17 protein-coding genes, 1 pseudogene and 1 riboswitch are annotated in these 16,054 nt (G+C 65.4%); of the genes and pseudogenes, 12 read left to right on the top strand and 6 right to left on the bottom strand.

What is annotated here, in order from left to right; translation table 11 throughout:
* Positions 1-21: 21 nt before the first annotated feature.
* Together AC6JAM_RS06065 and AC6JAM_RS06060 are read right to left on the bottom strand one after the other, a co-directional pair.
* Complete coding sequence (locus AC6JAM_RS06065; RefSeq protein WP_235509820.1) at positions 22-1,479, bottom strand: short-chain fatty acid transporter; 1,458 nt, start codon at positions 1,477-1,479, stop codon at positions 22-24.
* Positions 1,480-1,525: 46 nt separating this feature from the next.
* On the bottom strand, positions 1,526-2,242 hold the full coding sequence (locus AC6JAM_RS06060) for a CoA transferase subunit A (protein ID WP_497934275.1): 717 nt from the start codon (positions 2,240-2,242) through the stop codon (positions 1,526-1,528).
* A 165-nt stretch (positions 2,243-2,407) separates the two neighbouring features.
* On the opposite strand from AC6JAM_RS06060, the gene AC6JAM_RS06055 reads away from it, so the two are divergent.
* Entirely contained in the window at positions 2,408-3,202 is a 795-nt protein-coding gene (locus tag AC6JAM_RS06055; protein ID WP_478222410.1) for an IclR family transcriptional regulator, read from the top strand.
* A gap of 114 nt (positions 3,203-3,316) precedes the next feature.
* On the opposite strand, the gene nadE is transcribed toward AC6JAM_RS06055, so the two are convergent.
* Positions 3,317-4,171: an NAD(+) synthase gene (gene nadE / locus AC6JAM_RS06050; protein ID WP_018772237.1), complete on the bottom strand. Its 855-nt coding sequence runs from the start codon at positions 4,169-4,171 to the stop codon at positions 3,317-3,319.
* A gap of 75 nt (positions 4,172-4,246) precedes the next feature.
* On the opposite strand from nadE, the pseudogene AC6JAM_RS06045 reads away from it, so the two are divergent.
* The 5 genes and pseudogenes from AC6JAM_RS06045 to AC6JAM_RS06025 form a co-directional block, all read left to right on the top strand.
* Positions 4,247-5,506: pseudogene (locus AC6JAM_RS06045) on the top strand (FAD-dependent oxidoreductase); the annotation flags it as partial.
* A gap of 48 nt (positions 5,507-5,554) precedes the next feature.
* A complete protein-coding gene (gene pyrE / locus AC6JAM_RS06040; protein WP_196804802.1) occupies positions 5,555-6,139 on the top strand; it encodes an orotate phosphoribosyltransferase in 585 nt (194 codons plus the stop codon).
* A 110-nt stretch (positions 6,140-6,249) separates the two neighbouring features.
* The gene (locus tag AC6JAM_RS06035; RefSeq protein ID WP_056392235.1) at positions 6,250-7,023 is read left to right on the top strand and encodes a GAF and ANTAR domain-containing protein; all 774 of its coding nucleotides are present in this window, start codon (positions 6,250-6,252) and stop codon (positions 7,021-7,023) included.
* 82 nt (positions 7,024-7,105) lie between these two features.
* On the top strand, positions 7,106-7,726 hold the full coding sequence (locus AC6JAM_RS06030; protein WP_026266219.1) for a hypothetical protein: 621 nt from the start codon (positions 7,106-7,108) through the stop codon (positions 7,724-7,726).
* 69 nt (positions 7,727-7,795) lie between these two features.
* Positions 7,796-8,836, top strand: coding sequence for a thioesterase domain-containing protein (locus AC6JAM_RS06025; RefSeq protein ID WP_018772232.1), 1,041 nt, complete (start codon positions 7,796-7,798; stop codon positions 8,834-8,836).
* Positions 8,837-8,838: 2 nt separating this feature from the next.
* On the opposite strand, the gene AC6JAM_RS06020 is transcribed toward AC6JAM_RS06025, so the two are convergent.
* Positions 8,839-9,681 (bottom strand): HAD-IIA family hydrolase, encoded by an 843-nt coding sequence (locus AC6JAM_RS06020; RefSeq protein ID WP_018772231.1) that lies wholly within the window; start codon positions 9,679-9,681, stop codon positions 8,839-8,841.
* Between the two features lie 40 nt (positions 9,682-9,721).
* Between AC6JAM_RS06020 and AC6JAM_RS06015 the strand changes: the two genes are divergently transcribed.
* The 4 genes from AC6JAM_RS06015 (at position 9,722) to AC6JAM_RS06000 (ending at position 12,297) form a co-directional block, all read left to right on the top strand.
* Positions 9,722-10,396: a TrmH family RNA methyltransferase gene (locus tag AC6JAM_RS06015; protein ID WP_018772230.1), complete on the top strand. Its 675-nt coding sequence runs from the start codon at positions 9,722-9,724 to the stop codon at positions 10,394-10,396.
* A gap of 122 nt (positions 10,397-10,518) precedes the next feature.
* Positions 10,519-11,538 (top strand): class II fructose-bisphosphate aldolase, encoded by a 1,020-nt coding sequence (gene fbaA / locus AC6JAM_RS06010; RefSeq protein ID WP_018772229.1) that lies wholly within the window; start codon positions 10,519-10,521, stop codon positions 11,536-11,538.
* Positions 11,539-11,961, top strand: a complete 423-nt coding sequence (locus tag AC6JAM_RS06005; protein ID WP_018772228.1) for a DUF3151 domain-containing protein — start codon at positions 11,539-11,541, stop codon at positions 11,959-11,961.
* 195 nt (positions 11,962-12,156) lie between these two features.
* On the top strand, positions 12,157-12,297 hold the full coding sequence (locus AC6JAM_RS06000; RefSeq protein ID WP_166673119.1) for a hypothetical protein: 141 nt from the start codon (positions 12,157-12,159) through the stop codon (positions 12,295-12,297).
* Positions 12,298-12,309: 12 nt separating this feature from the next.
* Here the strand turns inward: AC6JAM_RS06000 and AC6JAM_RS05995 are convergent, their stop codons facing one another.
* Together AC6JAM_RS05995 and AC6JAM_RS05990 are read right to left on the bottom strand one after the other, a co-directional pair.
* The gene (locus AC6JAM_RS05995) at positions 12,310-12,939 is read right to left on the bottom strand and encodes a uracil-DNA glycosylase family protein (RefSeq protein ID WP_134165181.1); all 630 of its coding nucleotides are present in this window, start codon (positions 12,937-12,939) and stop codon (positions 12,310-12,312) included.
* A 201-nt stretch (positions 12,940-13,140) separates the two neighbouring features.
* On the bottom strand, positions 13,141-14,349 hold the full coding sequence (locus AC6JAM_RS05990) for a cobalamin-independent methionine synthase II family protein (RefSeq protein ID WP_497934274.1): 1,209 nt from the start codon (positions 14,347-14,349) through the stop codon (positions 13,141-13,143).
* Positions 14,350-14,362: 13 nt separating this feature from the next.
* Positions 14,363-14,466: riboswitch (SAM riboswitch) on the bottom strand.
* Positions 14,467-14,722: 256 nt separating this feature from the next.
* On the opposite strand from AC6JAM_RS05990, the gene AC6JAM_RS05985 reads away from it, so the two are divergent.
* Both AC6JAM_RS05985 and AC6JAM_RS05980 read left to right on the top strand, forming a co-directional pair.
* Positions 14,723-15,418 (top strand): SipW-dependent-type signal peptide-containing protein, encoded by a 696-nt coding sequence (locus tag AC6JAM_RS05985; protein ID WP_134165179.1) that lies wholly within the window; start codon positions 14,723-14,725, stop codon positions 15,416-15,418.
* An 18-nt stretch (positions 15,419-15,436) separates the two neighbouring features.
* Positions 15,437-16,051: a S24/S26 family peptidase gene (locus AC6JAM_RS05980; protein ID WP_488315133.1), complete on the top strand. Its 615-nt coding sequence runs from the start codon at positions 15,437-15,439 to the stop codon at positions 16,049-16,051.
* The last annotated feature ends 3 nt before the right edge of the window (positions 16,052-16,054 follow it).

The raw sequence follows: 16,054 nt of genomic DNA, 5'->3' as shown, positions 1-16,054 counted from the left end.
TTTGGTCGTCTTGGCTGTAATTCAGTTGGGTATTACCGGCGGCACGAACTCGAACGTCATTCCCAGCAGCCAGGCGAGCAGCAGGACCACCGGCAGGTGGAACAGGAACTGCTGGAACGTGAAGCCCACCAGGTCCCGGGCGCGCAGGCCCAAGACGGCCAGCAGCGGCAGCATGAAGAACGGGTTGATGAGGTTGGGCAGGGCCTCGGCCATGTTGTAGATCTGCACGGTCCAGCCGAGGTTCATGTTCACGTCGGTGGCGGACTGCATGACGTACGGTGCCTCCACCAGCCACTTTCCGCCGCCGGACGGAACGAACATGCCAAGAAGTGCCGTGTAGATGGCGATGATGACCGCGAACGCCCCGTTGCCGCCGATGCTGGTGAAGAAATGGGCCAGATGCTCCGACACCGAGAGGCCGCCCGCGCCGGTGGCCTTGGTCAGGATGGCCGCCATCGCGGCATAGAGCGGGAACTGGACCAAAATGCCTGCGGTTGCGGGCACGGCCTTGGTCACGGACTGGAGGAATTTGCGCGGGGTTCCGTGCAGCACAAGCCCCAGCATCAGGAAGACCAGCAGGTAGCCGTTCAGTGAACTGACCACGCTGAGGATGGGCAGGGTCAGGAGTTGGGACACCAGCCACCCCAGCGTCAGAACCCCGGCCAGGACGGGGAGGACCCTGCTGTATTCGAGCCACTCGCCGGGGCGCGACTTTTCGGCCGGCGGTTCGGGCTGGTCATCAAGGTCGACGCCGAGGTCTGCCGCGGTTTTGACGGCGCCGCCCGTGGGGGCGGAGAAGTGGGCAATGACGGTGGTCAGCAGCATCAGGATGACCAGGGTCAGCAGGGACTGCCAGGTGAAGATGGTGGTGCCGAAGTCCAGGACGCCGGTGATCTTCAGCAGCGCCGGGGGAATGGAGGCCTTTGTGGCCTGGAGCTGGGCCGCGGAGGAAGACATGCCCAACGCCCAGACGGCGCCCAGCCCCATGAAGGCCGCTGCCCCGAGCGCCCGGTAGTCGACGTGCAGATCCGCCCGGCGGGCCACGGCACGCGCCAGGAGGCCGCCGAAGATCAGGCTCAAACCCCAGTTCACGAACGACACCGACATGGACATCACGGCAACGAAGCTGACGGCGGCGCGCGCGGAGTTTGGCACCTGCGCCAGTCGGTCAATCAACCGGGCCACGGGCGGCGAGGTGGCCACCACGTAGCCGGTCAGCACCACCATGGCCATCTGCAAAGTGAAGGCGGTGAGGTCCCAGAAGCCGTTTCCGAAGGAGTCCACCACTGCCTTGGGAGAGGCGCCGATGGCGAGTGCTGCGATGGCCACCAGCAGCACGCCTGCCAGGGCGAAGATGTAAGCGTCCGGGAACCACTTCTGCGTCCATCCGGCCAGCTTTTCAGCCATCAGGGCCAAGCCCTTCTGGCGGACGTCCGGTTGGTCGAGCTGGCTGGTGGCCATGGCGGTGTTTCTCTCCATTGAGTGATGTTCTTCCGTTGTTGGGGTGGCCGGCGTCGGAGGCCGGTCAGGCGGAGACGAGGCCGGCGCGCTGCCGGACGGTCCGCTGCTCGATGTCCTTGACCCGGTCCGACGCCTGCACCAGCCGCTGGACGAAGACGCCGGGGGTCGCAACGTGGTTCGGGTCCAGCCGGCCGGGCTCCACGATCACTTCCGCCTCGGCGATGGTCAGTGTGCCGGCTGTGGCCACTACGGGGTTGAAGTTCCGGGCCGTGTAGCGGTAGATGAGGTTGCCGTCCGTGTCAGCGGTGTGGGCACGGACAAGCGCGACGTCGGCCCGGATGGCCCGCTCCTGGACGTACGTTTCGCCGTCGAACACCTTGTGCGGTTTGCCTTCGGCAACCAGGGTGCCCACGCCGGTTTTGGTGTAGAAGGCAGGGATGCCGGCGCCGCCGGCGCGAAGCCGCTCGGCCAGGGTGCCCTGCGGAGTGAATTCCACCTCCAGCCTGCCGGCAAGGTACTGCTCGGCAAACAGCTTGTTCTCGCCGACGTAGGACGCGATGACCTTGCGGACCTGGCCCGCCTCGATCAGGATGCCCAGCCCCTTGCCGTCCACGCCCATGTTGTTGGACACCACGGTGAGGTCCCGGACGCCGGAATCACGCACAGCTTCGATCAGGTCGGCCGGAATGCCGCTCAGGCCAAATCCTCCTACGGCGAGGGTGATGCCGTCCTGCAGGGCCCCTTCCAGGGCGCTGGCGGCGGAAGCTTGGAGTTTCTTCATGTCGTCTCCTCGTTGAGCACGGTGGTGTCCACTAAGTGGATGCCGGGGATCTGAGTCTGGAGACTACGGGCGCATTATTGCGCCTGTCAAGGACCACGGCGTGGCCTATTTACAGTGTGGACAGTACGATGGCGTGTATCCATATTGTGGACATTAGGAGGGTTCATGGCCATGCAGGTGCAGGGCGCGCAGGTGGTAACGCGGATCGCCGGCCTGCTGCGGCTGGTGGGCAGGAGCTCGGAGGGAATGCCCCTGGTGGACCTCGTGCGGGAATCCGGCCTTACCCGTCCCACGGTCCACAGGCTCCTGACGTCCCTGGCCGCGGAAGGCCTGCTGGACCATGATCCCGTGACGGGGAACTGGGTGCTGGGCCCCGAGATCCTCCTGATGGGCTCGGTGGCTTCGGCGCGGTTTCCCCTGGAGGACATCGCCCGGCCCAGCCTCCGCCGGCTGGCGCAGGCCACGGGCGAGAGCGCCTTCTTCTCCATCCGCCGCGGCGCCGGGACGGTCTGCCTGCTGCGTGAGGAAGGCAGCTTCCCGGTCCGCTCCTTCGTCCTGCACGAGGGTGTCCGGTTCCCCCTTGGCGTCGCGTCGGCCGGGACGGCCATCATGGCCTTCCTGCCGGAAAGCGAGCAGGAGGAAATGCTGGGGCGCTGGAGCGAACACGCGGGCGAGTTCGCCGGGAACCATACTCCCGAACTGGTGCGGAAGAACCTGGCCCGCACCCGGCTGGCCGGCTATTCGGTGAACCCCGGCCTGGTCCTGGAGGGAAGCTGGGGGATGGGTGCGGCGGTGTTTGACCGCTCCGGGAAACCGGCTTGGGCATTGTCGTTGACGGGCATCGAACCACGCTTCAAGCCGGAACGGCAGGAGGAACTCGGCGGCCTCCTGATGGCGGAGGCGCACCGGATTACGCAGCAGCTTGGCGTGGGCGGCGGCGGCGGGCGGCGGCCCCGCTGAGCCTCCCCGGCTCTGGCCGCGAACGACGACGGCGGGCGGCACCTTCCGGTGCCGCCCGCCGTCGTTCTCCCCGAAGACGTGCTCCCCAAAGGTGGGGAAGTCCGGCGAGGCTGCCTAGAGGCCCACGCGGGGCTCCTCGGGGCCCTGGTCCTTCCACCACGTGTCAAAGATGGTGACCGGCACGGTGCGCTTGTGGCGGGTCCGGAGGTACTTCTGTTCGATGGAGTCGGCAACGGCGTCCGGAACCTCGCGGCCTTCGAGGTAGTCGTCGATCTGGTCGTAGCTGAGGCCCAGTTCGTCCTCATCGGTTCGGCCTGGCCGGTCATCGAGCAGGTCGGCGGTGGGTACCTTCTCCCAGACGCGCGCCGGCGCTCCAAGTTCAGCCAGCAGGGCGCGGTTCTGCCGCTTGTTGAGGCCGAACAGGGGCAGGATGTCCGCGCCGCCGTCGCCGTACTTGGTGAAGAAGCCGGTGACGGACTCGGCGCCGTGGTCGGTGCCAACCACCAGGTAGTTGTGCTCGCCCGCCAGCGCATACTGGGCGATCATCCGGGTGCGGGCCTTGGTGTTGCCCTTGTGGAAATCGGAGATCTCCGAGCCCACGGTCTTTTCGAACTCGTCTTCAAAACCGTCCACGGCGGCGGAGATGTTGAACGTCCATTCCGTCTTGGCCTTGATGAAGTCCAGGGCTGCCTGGGCATCTTCCTCGTCGTGCTGCACTCCGTAGGGAAGGCGGACGGCCACGAAATTGGCTTCCACGCCTTCGGCCTCAAGCTCATCCACCGCCAGTTGCGCAAGCTTGCCCGCCAGGGATGAATCCAGGCCACCGGAAATGCCCAGGACAAAGCCCTTGGTGTGGGTTGCCTTCAGGTATTCCTTGAGGAACGTGACGCGTTTGCGTACCTCCCCCGCGGGATCGATCCGGGGCTGAACGCCCATTTCTTCAATGATTTTGGCCTGGAGTTCGCGCATGTTGTCCAGCCTAGCCAGCACTGTCAACAACCCTCAACTGTTCCGGGCGGCCCCTGCGCGGCGTAGCGTAACTGCATGGAGCGGACAGGGTGTGCCGTGGTGGGCGGAGGCCCCGCGGGAATGATGCTGGGACTGCTGCTGGCCCGGGCCGGAGTGCAGGTGACCGTCCTGGAGAAGCACCGCGACTTCCTGCGCGACTTCCGCGGCGACACGGTGCATGCCTCCACCATCCGCCTGATCGACGAACTTGGCCTGGGCGCGGGATTCCGCAGCCTGCCCCAAAGCAGGCTGAACAACGTGGCTGTTCCGGTCCCCGGCGCCGGCCTGGTCACCCTGGCGGCCTTCGACTCTTTGAAGCCCCCGTACAACTACGTGGCCATGATGCCGCAGTGGGACTTCCTGGATTTCCTCGCCTCGGCGGCCGCTGCGGAACCGACGTTCAGCCTGCTTATGGAGAGCGAGGCCACCGGCCTGGAGTTCAACGGCGGCCGCGTCACCGGAGTGCGCTACAGGGCCACGGGCGGGGCCGGGCCGGGGGCGGAACACGTGCTGCATGCAGATGTGGTGGTGGCCGCGGACGGGCGCCATTCAGTGCTGCGGGAGGCGGCGGGAATGCGCACCAGGGAGTACCCGGTGCCGTTCGACACCTGGTGGTTCAGGCTCCCGCGCCACGCTTCCGAGCAGGGCGAAGTGGCGGGTGTGGTGCCGTCGTTGGGTGACGGGGACGCCATGATTGCCCTGAACCGCACCGACTACTACCAGCTGGGGTACCTCGCCCCCAAGGGCTCGGATGCCGGGATCAGGGCCGGCGGCGTGGAACGGTTCCGGCAGCGCGTGGCGGCACTTCGTCCGGATCTCGCCGACCGCGTCGACTCCATTCGCAGCCTGGACGACCTTCACTGGCTGGACGTTAAGCTGAACCGCCTGCAGCGCTGGTACACCGACGGATTCCTGTGCATCGGGGATGCAGCCCACGCGATGTCACCGGCCGGCGGCGTAGGCATCAACCTGGCCATCCAGGATGCAGTGGCGGCCGCCGAACGGTTGGCCCCGGACCTGCGGCGGGGCCACGTGCGGGCCAGGACCCTCGCGGCAATCCAGCGCCGCCGGCGCATGCCTACAGTGGTGGTCCAAACCGTGCAGCGCATCATGCACAGGGTGGTTTTTGTTCCGCTCTTCGCCGGGAGATTGTCCGGGGCGACCCTGGCCGGCGATGGTGCCCGGACTACGCTCTCCATCACGCGGATGGTCTTCTTCATCCTGCGCCACAACCCCGTGGTCAGGCGTGTCCTGCCGCGCGTCATCGCCTTCGGGCCCCGCCCCGAGCACGCGCCAGGCTTTGCCCGCCCACTCACCGTCCGCCCACCCACTAAACTTGAGCCCATGACTTCGCCCTCTGACACTGCGGTAGACACCGCAGCTGCCCGCGCCCGCCTGCTCGAACTCATCAAGGAACTCGCCGTGGTCCGCGGCAAGGTGATCCTCTCGAGTGGGGCCGAGGCTGACTACTACATCGACCTCCGCCGCATCACCCTGCACCACGAGGCCTCCAAGCTGGTGGGCCAGGTCATGCTCGCCCTGGCGGACGACGCCGGGATCGACTTTGAGTGCGCCGGCGGCCTCACCATGGGTGCTGACCCGGTGGGCACTGCAGTGATGCACGCTGCCGCTGATGCCGGCCGTGCCGTGGATGCTTTCGTGGTCCGCAAGGCCCAGAAGTCCTACGGCATGGGTCGCCAGGTGGAGGGCCCCTCCGTTGAAGGCCGCAAGGTGCTGGTCCTGGAGGACACCTCCACCACGGGCGGTTCCGCGCTGACGGCAGTGGAAGGCGTCCGGAAGGCCGGCGGCAACGTGGTTGCGGTGGCAGTGATCGTGGACCGTGACACCGGTGCCAAGGAAAAAATCGAAGCCGAGACCGGCGTTCCATACCTGTTTGCGTTCAGCAAGGACGAGCTGGGGCTGTCCTAGGTCCTGCTGCGGACCCGGGAAATCGCCTGGGAACAAGTATGCTGGCCGTTGGCCGGGCTGTTGGCGCTGCTTTATGATGTCCTTTATCACTTTTCAGTTGCTTGGAGATCATGCATTTGCTCCCCCCAGAACAGCCTTTGAGCGCAACCGACCAGGTCCAGAACCTCATCCTGGAAAGCGCTGATTTTGAGGACTTCCTCAACGAACTGGCCCGTTTCTCCGCCCACCAGATGGCAGGCGACGGTGACGACGCCCTGTGTGGCATCACCCTGCTCCGTGACCGCAAGGCGGCCACCATCGGGTGGAGCAGCGATTCGGCGCGGGAAGTGGACGAAATCCAGTACTCCTTGTCTCAGGGCCCCTGCCTGACTGCTGCGGAGGAGGAACGCGAAGTCCACGTTCCCGATCTGCTGGAGGAGAACCGGTGGGGTCCCGATTACGCAACGGCCGTTGCCGCCCATGGCCTGCGTTCGGTGCTTTCCCTCCCGTTCACCCTGCAGGGCGAGGCCAAGGCGGCCCTGAACCTCTATTCCGATGTTCCCCGGAAGTTCGAAGGACGGGCCACGGCAAGGGCCCGGGACTTCACCCGTGAAATTTCGCAGGCCCTGCGCCTTGCCGTCCGGTTCTCCCTGCATGCGGACAGCGCGTCGAACCTCCGGGCCACGCTGGAGTCCCGCACCATCATCGACATCGCCGTGGGCATTGTCATGGCCCAGAACCGCTGCAGCCAGGCGGCTGCCGTCGAAATCCTCACCGAGGCATCCAGCAACAGCAACACCAAGCTGCGGGACATCGCCAAGTCCCTGGTGGACTCAGTGGGCGGAGCCGGTGCCCGGACGCACTATGAGGAGCCGGGAAAGGTAATCCGCGCGGCCCGTTCCTAAGGGTTGGGTTGTGCAGGGGCTCCCGCGGAGGTTAGGCTTGCGGAGGTTGAGCCGTCGGCCATAGACCTCTTTTGGAGTACCTATGGACCGAGCATTAGACGCAGTTGTTAATTTTGATGTCCCTGCAGACATCGTCCGGATTGAAGTCCGGGGGAGCCTTGACAGCGGTTCCCGCCCCCACCTGGTCCACATCATCCGCCGTGTCCGGCGAATGGGCATCCGCTGCCATATTTGCGTTGACCTCTCAATGGCGGACCTGGTGGAGTCAACCGCGCTGGCCGGCCTGCGCAGCGACCTGAATGCGCTGGATGCCAACGCGCTGCCGGGAGCCTGTGGTGCAGGCGTTTCCCTGCAGCTGGTACCCGCTGCCCACAATGCTTCCTTGAACCGGCCATCCGGCGAGCAGCCACTTCCCCTGGACGGCGACGTCCGTGAGCTGTTCCCCGGAGGCCGCTTCGCCGGGGAGTATCCACACCTTCCTGTCATGTGGATCGAGGAGTTGTACGGGCCGCCCCTTACGGAATACTCCAACGAGGAGCTCCTTGCGGCCAGTGACGCGCTCTTCGCGCTGCTCGACAATCCAAACACCCAGGACAGTGCCGACCTGCTGGGCCGCTACAACGACATCGGCCTGGAGATCCATCGCCGCCGGCAGGAACCCACGTCCCCAATCCCCGCCGCGGAGGGCCAGGCCGCCTGCTGACCCCAGCGTCACCGAACGGTTACCCCCGCCCGTTGCGGCGGTACGTTTGGGTGGGTTTACGGTAGGAGTGTGCCGTATGAGGGGGAGGTAAGTCCGCAGGGCGGGCGCGGGGTTTCCCACGCCCGGCTGCTGGCGGAGGCGGCTGCGCTGAAACGCTTTTCGCGGCGCACGTTCCTGGCGGGTGCAGGGGCGTCCGGGCTGCTGGCTGCCGACATGCTGGTGACCCGCGAGGTCCAGTCGCAGCGCCGGACCACCAGGATCCTCAGCGTTGCGGACGACTTCGCGGACGCCTATTACCCGGATGCCAGCTGGTTCCTGTTCCCGGGGTACAAGACCAGCTGGGAAGAGGCACAGTGGATCCTCAACACCCTGCGCGGGGCGCTGAACAAGCGCGCCCGGCTCGCCGCCGTCGGATATTCCAACCTGGGGCTGAACATCACGGAGGTGGTCAACGCGATCACCGACTACATTGCCGAAGAGAAGATCACCAAGCTCTTCTTCTACGGGCACAGCTTCGGCGGGATGCTGGCCACCCAGGTGGCTGCCCGACTCCTTGCCCTGCAGGGAGTCCAGGTGCAGTTCATCCTCCTGGACTCCAGTCCCTACAGTGCGCACGACGTGCTGGACCAAAGCTGGTTCGACGGCGTGGTGTTCCTTTACGAGCGCGGCGTCAGGTTCCCGTCCACGCTGCGCGGTGGGTATGAGCTGGGTGAACGGATCATCCACAAGGACGAACGGAGCTGGCGGCAGGTCCTGGACCAGACCCTGGAGCAGCTGTCCCCGATCGCACCTTCCAGCGTCCTGATCCAGACCGAGTCCGCGTATATCTACCACTTCGAGGGAAGCCAGTTCGCCGGGAAGCTGGGCACGGCCAAGATGGCCTATATCGGGAACCCCAAGGACAGGACGGTCGACTACGAAACCGCGGCGGAAACCTGGGCCGTGGTCTTCAAGGACAACATGGTCTCAAGCAACCTGCAGACCACCGGCGCGGCACCCGCCCACGCCAGCCCCGGCTGGAATCCGCAGGTCTACCGGCCCCTGGTGACGGAACTGCTGGACGGGTTCTTCCCGCTGCCCCGGGGCGGCTCCCGGGTGAGCATCTTCTAGTCCTAGATCTGGTTCTTCAGGTCCGCCACGGAGTTCAGCACCTGGTTGGGGCGGAACGGATACGCGGCAATGTCATCCTTGTGCGTGATGCCGCTGAGGACCAGGACGGTGTGCAGGCCCGCTTCCATGCCGGCGATGATGTCCGTATCCATCCGGTCACCGATCATGGCGGTGGTCTCGGAGTGTGCATCGATCTGGTTCATCGCGGAGCGGAACATCATGGGATTCGGCTTGCCCACAATGTACGGCTCGCGGCCGGTGGCCTTGGTGATCAGGGCCGCGATGGCACCGGTGGCGGGCATGGGGCCGTCCTTGGAGGGGCCGGTGGCATCCGGGTTGGTGGCGATGAACCGGGCACCTGCAAGGATCAGCCGGATGGCCATGGTGATGGCTTCGAAAGAGTACGTGCGCGTCTCGCCAAGCACCACAAAGTCCGGGTTCTGGTCGGTGAGGATGAAGCCGGCCTCATGCAGCGCCGTCGTGAGCCCCGCCTCACCGATCGTGTAGGCGCGGTTGCCGGACTCTGAGCCCCGCACCTGGTCCTTGAGGAACTGCGCCGTGGCCAGCGCCGAAGTCCAGATGTTTTCCTCCGGAATTTCCAGGCCGGAGGAACGCAGGCGGGCGGCAAGGTCGCGCGGGGTGAAGATGGAGTTGTTGGTCAGCACCAGGAAGCGCTTGGACGTATCCACCCACCGCTGGATCAGTTCCGCGGCGCCGGGGATCGGCTGGTTCTCGTGGACCAGGACGCCGTCCATGTCCGTCAGCCAGCACTCGATCTCCTGGCCGCTGCGGTAAACCGCGGGGTTTGCTGCTACCTGGTCTTCTTCTGCCACGTTTACCTCCACCGGTGATGAATGCTCCAGTGCTCCAGTCTAGTGTTGAGGGGTGAACCAAACGCCCGGCCTGCCAGACGAACCCCGCCACGAGCCCGGGGAGGCCGAGCCCGCAAAGGCGGAGGTCGGCGTCGGGCCCTGGGAAGGCGAACTGCCCGAAGGCGACCACTGGGACCCTGACCTCCTTGCCGACGGGGACCGCCGCAACGTCCTGGACAAGTACCGCTACTGGAAGCACGAAGCGATCGTGGCGGAGCTCGATTCCCGGCGGCACAACTTCCACGTGGCCATCGAGAACTGGCAGCACGACCTGAACATCGGCACGGTGGTGCGCACCGCCAACGCCTTCCTCGCCAAAGAGGTGCACATCATCGGCCGGCGGCGATGGAACCGCCGCGGCGCCATGGTCACCGACCGCTACCAGCACGTCCGCCACCACCCCACGGTCGAGGACTTCGTCCAGTGGGCGCAGGGGGAGGGGCTGGCGATCATCGGCATCGATATCTTCCCGGACTCGGTTCCCCTGGAGACTTACGAGCTGCCGCGCGACTGCGTGCTGGTCTTCGGACAGGAGGGCCCGGGCCTGACCCCCGAAGTCCACCAGGCCGCCGCCGCCACCCTGTCCATCGAGCAGTTCGGCTCCACCCGGTCCATCAACGCCGCCTCGGCAGCCGCCATCGCCATGCACGCCTGGATCCGGCGGCACGTGTTCAACCAGCACGTCTGAGTGTTACTGAGCGGTGACCCGAAACACCCTCGTGGTCCGGGAATGGCTAGGATGGTGCCTAGCCGTAAGCGGTCTACTTGAGGGTCTTCCACCCACAGACGAAACTCAGCAGAGGAGCCAGCATGCCCATTGCAACCCCAGAGATCTACTCCGAAATGATCGACCGCGCGAAGGCGGGCGGCTTCGCATACCCGGCCGTGAACGTCACGTCCTCGCAGACGCTCAACGCAGCGCTCCGCGGCTTCGCCGAGGCGGAGTCCGACGGCATCGTCCAGGTTTCCACCGGCGGTGCGGCCTACTGGTCCGGCGCATCCACCAAGGACATGGTTGCCGGTTCCCTGGGCTTCGCAGCCTTCGCCCGCGAGGTAGCCAAGAACTACGGCGTCAACGTCGCCCTGCACACTGACCACTGCCCCAAGGACAAGCTGGACGGTTTCGTCCTGCCCCTGCTGGCTGCTTCGGAGGCTGAGGTCAAGGCCGGCCGGAACCCGCTGTTCAACTCCCACATGTGGGACGGCTCCGCCGAGACCCTCCAGGAAAACCTGCGCATCGCCCGCGAACTGCTCGGCCGCACTGCTGCCGCCAAGATGATCCTCGAAGTGGAGATTGGCACCGTTGGCGGCGAGGAGGACGGCGTGGAAAACGCCATCAACGACAAGCTGTACACCACCGTTGAGGACGCCCTGGCCACCATCGATGCCCTTGGCTCCGGTGAAAACGGCCGCTACATCACGGCCCTGACCTTCGGCAACGTCCACGGCGTCTACAAGCCCGGCGGCGTCAAGCTCCGCCCGGAGATCCTCAAGGACATCCAGGCCCAGGTGGGTGCCAAAATCGGCAAGGACAACCCGTTCGACCTCGTGTTCCACGGCGGCTCCGGCTCCTCCGACCAGGAAATCGCCGACGCCGTCTCCTACGGCGTGATCAAGATGAACATCGACACCGACACCCAGTACGCCTACACGCGTCCGGTGGCTGACCACATGTTCAAGAACTACGACGGCGTCCTGAAGGTGGACGGCGAAGTGGGCAACAAGAAGACCTACGACCCCCGCGTCTGGGGCGCCTCCGCCGAAGCCGGCCTGGCGGCCCGCGTGGTGGAAGCCACCAAGCAGCTCGGTTCGGCCGGAAAGACCTTCTAGATGTCGGACGAGTTCCGCCGGAACCTGATGGGGCCGGAGCCCACTCTCCTGCCTGCCGAAACCGAGGTGAACGCGCAGCTTGAGGCCGGCCAGGAGGCCCTGGACCTGGTGGCGAAGCACCCAACGTCCTCGCTCCTGTGGGCCGTCCTGGCTGAGGAGGCGTGGACGGAAGGCCGCACCATCGACTCCTACGCCTATGCCCGGGTGGGTTACCACCGTGGACTGGATGCGCTGCGCCGCAACGGCTGGCGCGGCGTGGGGCCCATCCCCTGGGAGCATGAGCCGAACCGCGGGTTCCTGCGGGCCCTCTACTCCCTGGGCCGGGCCTCGTCGGCCATCGGCGAGGCTGAAGAGCCGGAGCGGATCGAGAAGTTCCTGAACGATTCCGACCCCACGGCAAAGGCAGCCATCGAGGGCGAATAACTCCCTGGGCCCACGCCCGCACTGTTTCCTGGTGCAGATTGCCAGGGAGGGGTTCGGGCTGCGAACGACGGCGGGCGGTCACCTTTCAATGAGAAGGTGACCGCCCGCCGTCGTATCCGGCCTGGAATGCGCCGTCCCTCGTTTCGGTTAAAAGAATCGAAGGGCCAGGGGCGGAAAGGAGGAGCTGCGCGAAGCGTGGGAAAGCAGGAGAAAGCGCGTCTCAGGTTCTGTGACTACTACTCGTGGATGTCGTACGCCGACTTCACCACCTGGGTTGAAGCCGAAGACGAATCGGCCCCGGGAATTTCGTTTACCGAGTCCGATGCCACAGGCTGAGCGGCGCAGGTCTTAAGGTTTGGCAATACCCGTGCGGGCCATGGCGTCTGCATAGGCAGTGCGCATGTCCTCCAGGTACTCCTCCTGGCGGGCCGGGGAACCGGCGAAGGCGCGGCCGCTCAGCGAGCGGACCTTGTAGGTCTTCAGGCCGCGGCGCCAGAGGAGGGGCACCTCGGTCTTCAACAGCAGGTTGGCCAGGCGGTTGGCTTCGGTGCCATGCGCCACGATCACCGAGGCGCGGGGGACCAGGGCCAGGAACTTCAGCAGGGGCTTCAGGCCTGACTGGATCTGGTCCGGAGTGAACTTGCCGTTGGGTTCGCCCGGGACGTGCCAGGGGTGGACGTTCCACGGCATGACGAACTCCGGGCGCAGGCCAAGCTTCCACTGGATCCCCAGCATGCGGGTAACAGCGTCCTGGTCGCCGGGGGTGATGAACCCGGACGGATCCACCTCGCCGATGTTGGAGAACAGGCTGATAATGCGGCATTCCTCCACGTCGTGCATGGGGTCCACGTAGGGCACCACGGTTCCGGGCTTGGCCTCCTGCAGGGAATCACACAGTTCGTTGACGGCGGCAACGCTGGGTTCGTAGCGGCGGCTCATGAGCTGTTCGTGGAATGTTTCGGGTGCCAGGGCTGTCATGAAGTGCTGGATCTCCTGCGGGGATTGGCGTTGCTGCCGCCACGGACATGGGCGCACGGCGGCACGGCACATCAGTGGCGGTTGATTGGGGTGGACCAACTCCTGGTCGGCCTACTCCAGTTTAGCAAGCCCAGGCAAGCGAAACGCCGGCCGCCCCTTCCGGTGATGGAAGGCACAGCCGGCGCGTCGGTGCGGGAGCGGCTAGAAGAGGCGCTTCGAGGCGCGGCGGGCACCCTCACCCAGTGCCTCCAGCTTGGCGAAGGCGATCTGCGGGTGCACCCTGCCGCCCAGGCCACAGTCGGTGGAGGCAATGACGTTCCCGCGGCCCACGAGGTCCGCAAAGCGGACGATCCGGTCCGCCACCAGGTCCGGGTGCTCCACCACATTGGTGGCATGCGAAACAACGCCCGGGATGATCACCTTGCCCTCGGGGAGCTTTGTGTCCTCCCACACCCGCCATTCGTGTTCGTGGCGGACGTTTGCCGCTTCAAAGGAATAGGCGCCGGCGTTGACCTGAAGCACAGAGCCGATGATGTCGGCGAACGGGATGTCCGTGGTGTGTGGGCCGTGCCAGGATCCCCAGCACACGTGCAGCCGGATCTGCTCCTGCGGCAGCCCGCGCAGCGCCCAGTTGGTCGCTTCGACGCGCAGCTGGATGAACTTCAAGTAATCGTCCAGGGACGGCTCGGGATTGATCTGGTCCCAGCTTTCGGCCAGGGACGGATCATCGAGCTGCACCGTAAGGCCGGCCTCGATGATGGCCTTGTATTCCTCCCGCATGGCATCAGCGCAGGCGTAGACGAGTTCCTCGTCGCTCTTGTAGTACTCGTTGGCTACCCGCGCGCATGAGCCGGGGGAGAGGGAGGCCACGAAGCCATCCGTGAGGCCTGCGGCGGCGAGCCCGGTCTTCAGGTTCCGGATGTCCGAGGCCACCAGGTCCTGGCCCGTGTAGGTTAGCGGTCCGGCGATCTTGGGCTGGGCAACACTCCTGCGGTGGGTGAGGATGCCGGATGCGGGATCGCTGTAGGCCTCGTTGAAGGCCTGCCGGTCGCGCCGGTCCGGGAACGAGGTCAGGACAACGTTTCCGGGGGACGAGCGGCGGACGCCGGACTCGGCCCAGCGGTCCACGGTGGTTGGCTCAAGGCCCCCGAGCCGGGCGAAGGAGTAATTCCACCACGCCCCGTAATCCACCGAGCTGGACATGGTGTGCGCGTACTCGCCGTCGTTGGGGATGTCGATGCCAAGGTCCTTCTGGCGCTGCACCACGTCCACTACGGAGGCTTCGAGGAGTTCCAGGAATTCCGGCGTGATGCCGTCGGCTTCCTTGGCGGCGTTGGCCGCAATGAGTTCAGGGGTGCGGGGCAATGAACCGGCGTGGGTCACGCGGATATGGTCGGTGTTCTGGGACATGCTGGAATCTTCCTTTCCATCGGTCCTGGCAGTAGCACCTTCGGCCGGCAGGAGTCTGCCGGGACGTGGTTGCTGCGGCGTCATTGAGCCAGGTCTCTCGGCCGCTCCGGATGGTCCACTCCCACCTAAAGCGACAGCGTGGCGGCGGGGCAACTCGGTTTCATAATGTGGCGCGGCAGCGTCCGTCGGAGCGCGTCCGCACGATTCCGCCGGAGAAAGCGACAGTTGATAACATTTAATACACCGACTTGACTTTAATTAGTAAGTAATGATGATGTAGAAACATCGGTCTTTTGGGGGAAATACCGATAATCCCCCATACCCGTGTCCCGGTTCCTACCGTTCGGGGTTTAATTCTAATTTGGGGGAAATCATGGTTGAATCAACCAGCGCTAAGCCGCGCTCGCAAAAGGCTAATAAAGTCCGCGCTATTCTTGCCGGCGGCCTTGTCTTGGGGATCGGCGCAGCCTTCACTCTCGCTGCGTGGACGGACAACGAGTGGGTCTTCGGCCAGAGCGGGAACGGCGGCGGCCCGGGTACCAAGGTCTACCACATGCAGCAGAACACGTGGTCCGGTACTTCAAGCGAGGCGGTTTGGGCTGACGAGCCGACTGCTCCCGGTGGAGCCCTGACATTCAGCGTCAATGCTGACGATCTCGTGCCGGGGTCGACGGTCTACGCCCCGATGCAGTTGCGGGCTTCCGACAAGTCCCAATCATTGGTGGCCACGCTGACGGGGGCTGCCCGGCTCGACGGAACTGATTCAGCCACCAACTCTGCAGCGCTGTACGGTGCTCTTCGGTACCAGCTGAAGAAGGAGGTGGACAAGGACCTTTGCAACGCCACCAACTTCTCCTCCAATGGAACTGATCTTGTTCCTGTTGGCTCGACCCTGAACACCCGTTCGGACACTCCGATCAACCTTCCGGCCGGAGCTACGGACGCAGCTGCGGGCACACCTGTGAGTCTTTGCTTCGCAATGACGCTCCCTTCGAATGCAAGCGTTGATCTTCAGGGATTGCGGACCACCCCCTTGTGGACCTTCAGCAGCACCGTAGGCCAGTCGTAGCCGCCACCCGTGCTTCGGATGTCCGCCAGGCGTGAGTCCGGGTTCCGGGCGGCGGCCGTGCCGTCCGGAACCCGGCTCCCGCCGGGTGTGGGAAGCGTGGCCCGGGGGTTCAGGGAGGTATTGCTTTCCGTCGTTGCCCTGCTGGGACTGGCATGCATCCTCTCCCTGGTCCTCGGCCTTTTCTTCAAAGCGTCCTTCGTCGTTTTCCGTACGGGATCGATGGAGCCGCTCTATCCAGTCGGTGCGCTGTCCCTGACCGTGCAGGTCACCGCCAAGGATCTCGTCCCGGGCGACGTCGTGTCGGTCCGCCGGGATGCGGCGACCGCCCTGGTGACCCACCGCGTGGTGGCAGTTGACCCGCCCAGTGTGGAGGGGGCCACAGCGTCGCTAAGGCTTCGCGGCGACGCTAACACTTCGGATGACCCGTTGCCCTACGAGGTGGCCACGGCGCAGAAGGTGCTGATCACCGTTCCCGGCTTAGGAGCTTGGGTCATGGCTTCACGGGGGCCGGAGTTCCTGGGTGCAGCAACGCTCGCTGTGACCGTGCTGGTGACATGGGCCTACTGGCCGAGACACGGTGCAACTGGCCAGGCGGAGGTCGACGACGAACCCCCGGCGAAACCACAACAGTAAGGT

This window comes from Arthrobacter sp. GmRoot5-12 (genome assembly GCF_059739365.1).
The sequence above is the reverse complement of the archived record's forward strand: the minus strand, read 5'-3'. Positions and strand labels throughout refer to the sequence as shown.

Bases quoted from the DNA above. Each gene is read 5' to 3' on its own strand.
- AC6JAM_RS06005 (WP_018772228.1), top strand. From the start codon at position 11,539: ATGTCGGACGAGTTCCGCCGGAACCTGATGGGGCCGGAGCCCACTCTC.
- AC6JAM_RS06065 (WP_235509820.1), bottom strand. From the start codon at position 1,479: ATGGAGAGAAACACCGCCATGGCCACCAGCCAGCTCGACCAACCGGAC.
- nadE (WP_018772237.1), bottom strand. From the start codon at position 4,171: ATGCGCGAACTCCAGGCCAAAATCATTGAAGAAATGGGCGTTCAGCCC.
- pyrE (WP_196804802.1), top strand. From the start codon at position 5,555: ATGACTTCGCCCTCTGACACTGCGGTAGACACCGCAGCTGCCCGCGCC.
- AC6JAM_RS06060 (WP_497934275.1), bottom strand. From the start codon at position 2,242: ATGAAGAAACTCCAAGCTTCCGCCGCCAGCGCCCTGGAAGGGGCCCTG.
- fbaA (WP_018772229.1), top strand. From the start codon at position 10,519: ATGCCCATTGCAACCCCAGAGATCTACTCCGAAATGATCGACCGCGCG.
- AC6JAM_RS05990 (WP_497934274.1), bottom strand. From the start codon at position 14,349: ATGTCCCAGAACACCGACCATATCCGCGTGACCCACGCCGGTTCATTG.
- AC6JAM_RS06055 (WP_478222410.1), top strand. From the start codon at position 2,408: ATGGCCATGCAGGTGCAGGGCGCGCAGGTGGTAACGCGGATCGCCGGC.
- AC6JAM_RS06030 (WP_026266219.1), top strand. From the start codon at position 7,106: ATGGACCGAGCATTAGACGCAGTTGTTAATTTTGATGTCCCTGCAGAC.
- AC6JAM_RS05980 (WP_488315133.1), top strand. From the start codon at position 15,437: ATGTCCGCCAGGCGTGAGTCCGGGTTCCGGGCGGCGGCCGTGCCGTCC.
- AC6JAM_RS05985 (WP_134165179.1), top strand. From the start codon at position 14,723: ATGGTTGAATCAACCAGCGCTAAGCCGCGCTCGCAAAAGGCTAATAAA.
- AC6JAM_RS05995 (WP_134165181.1), bottom strand. From the start codon at position 12,939: ATGACAGCCCTGGCACCCGAAACATTCCACGAACAGCTCATGAGCCGC.
- AC6JAM_RS06035 (WP_056392235.1), top strand. From the start codon at position 6,250: ATGCATTTGCTCCCCCCAGAACAGCCTTTGAGCGCAACCGACCAGGTC.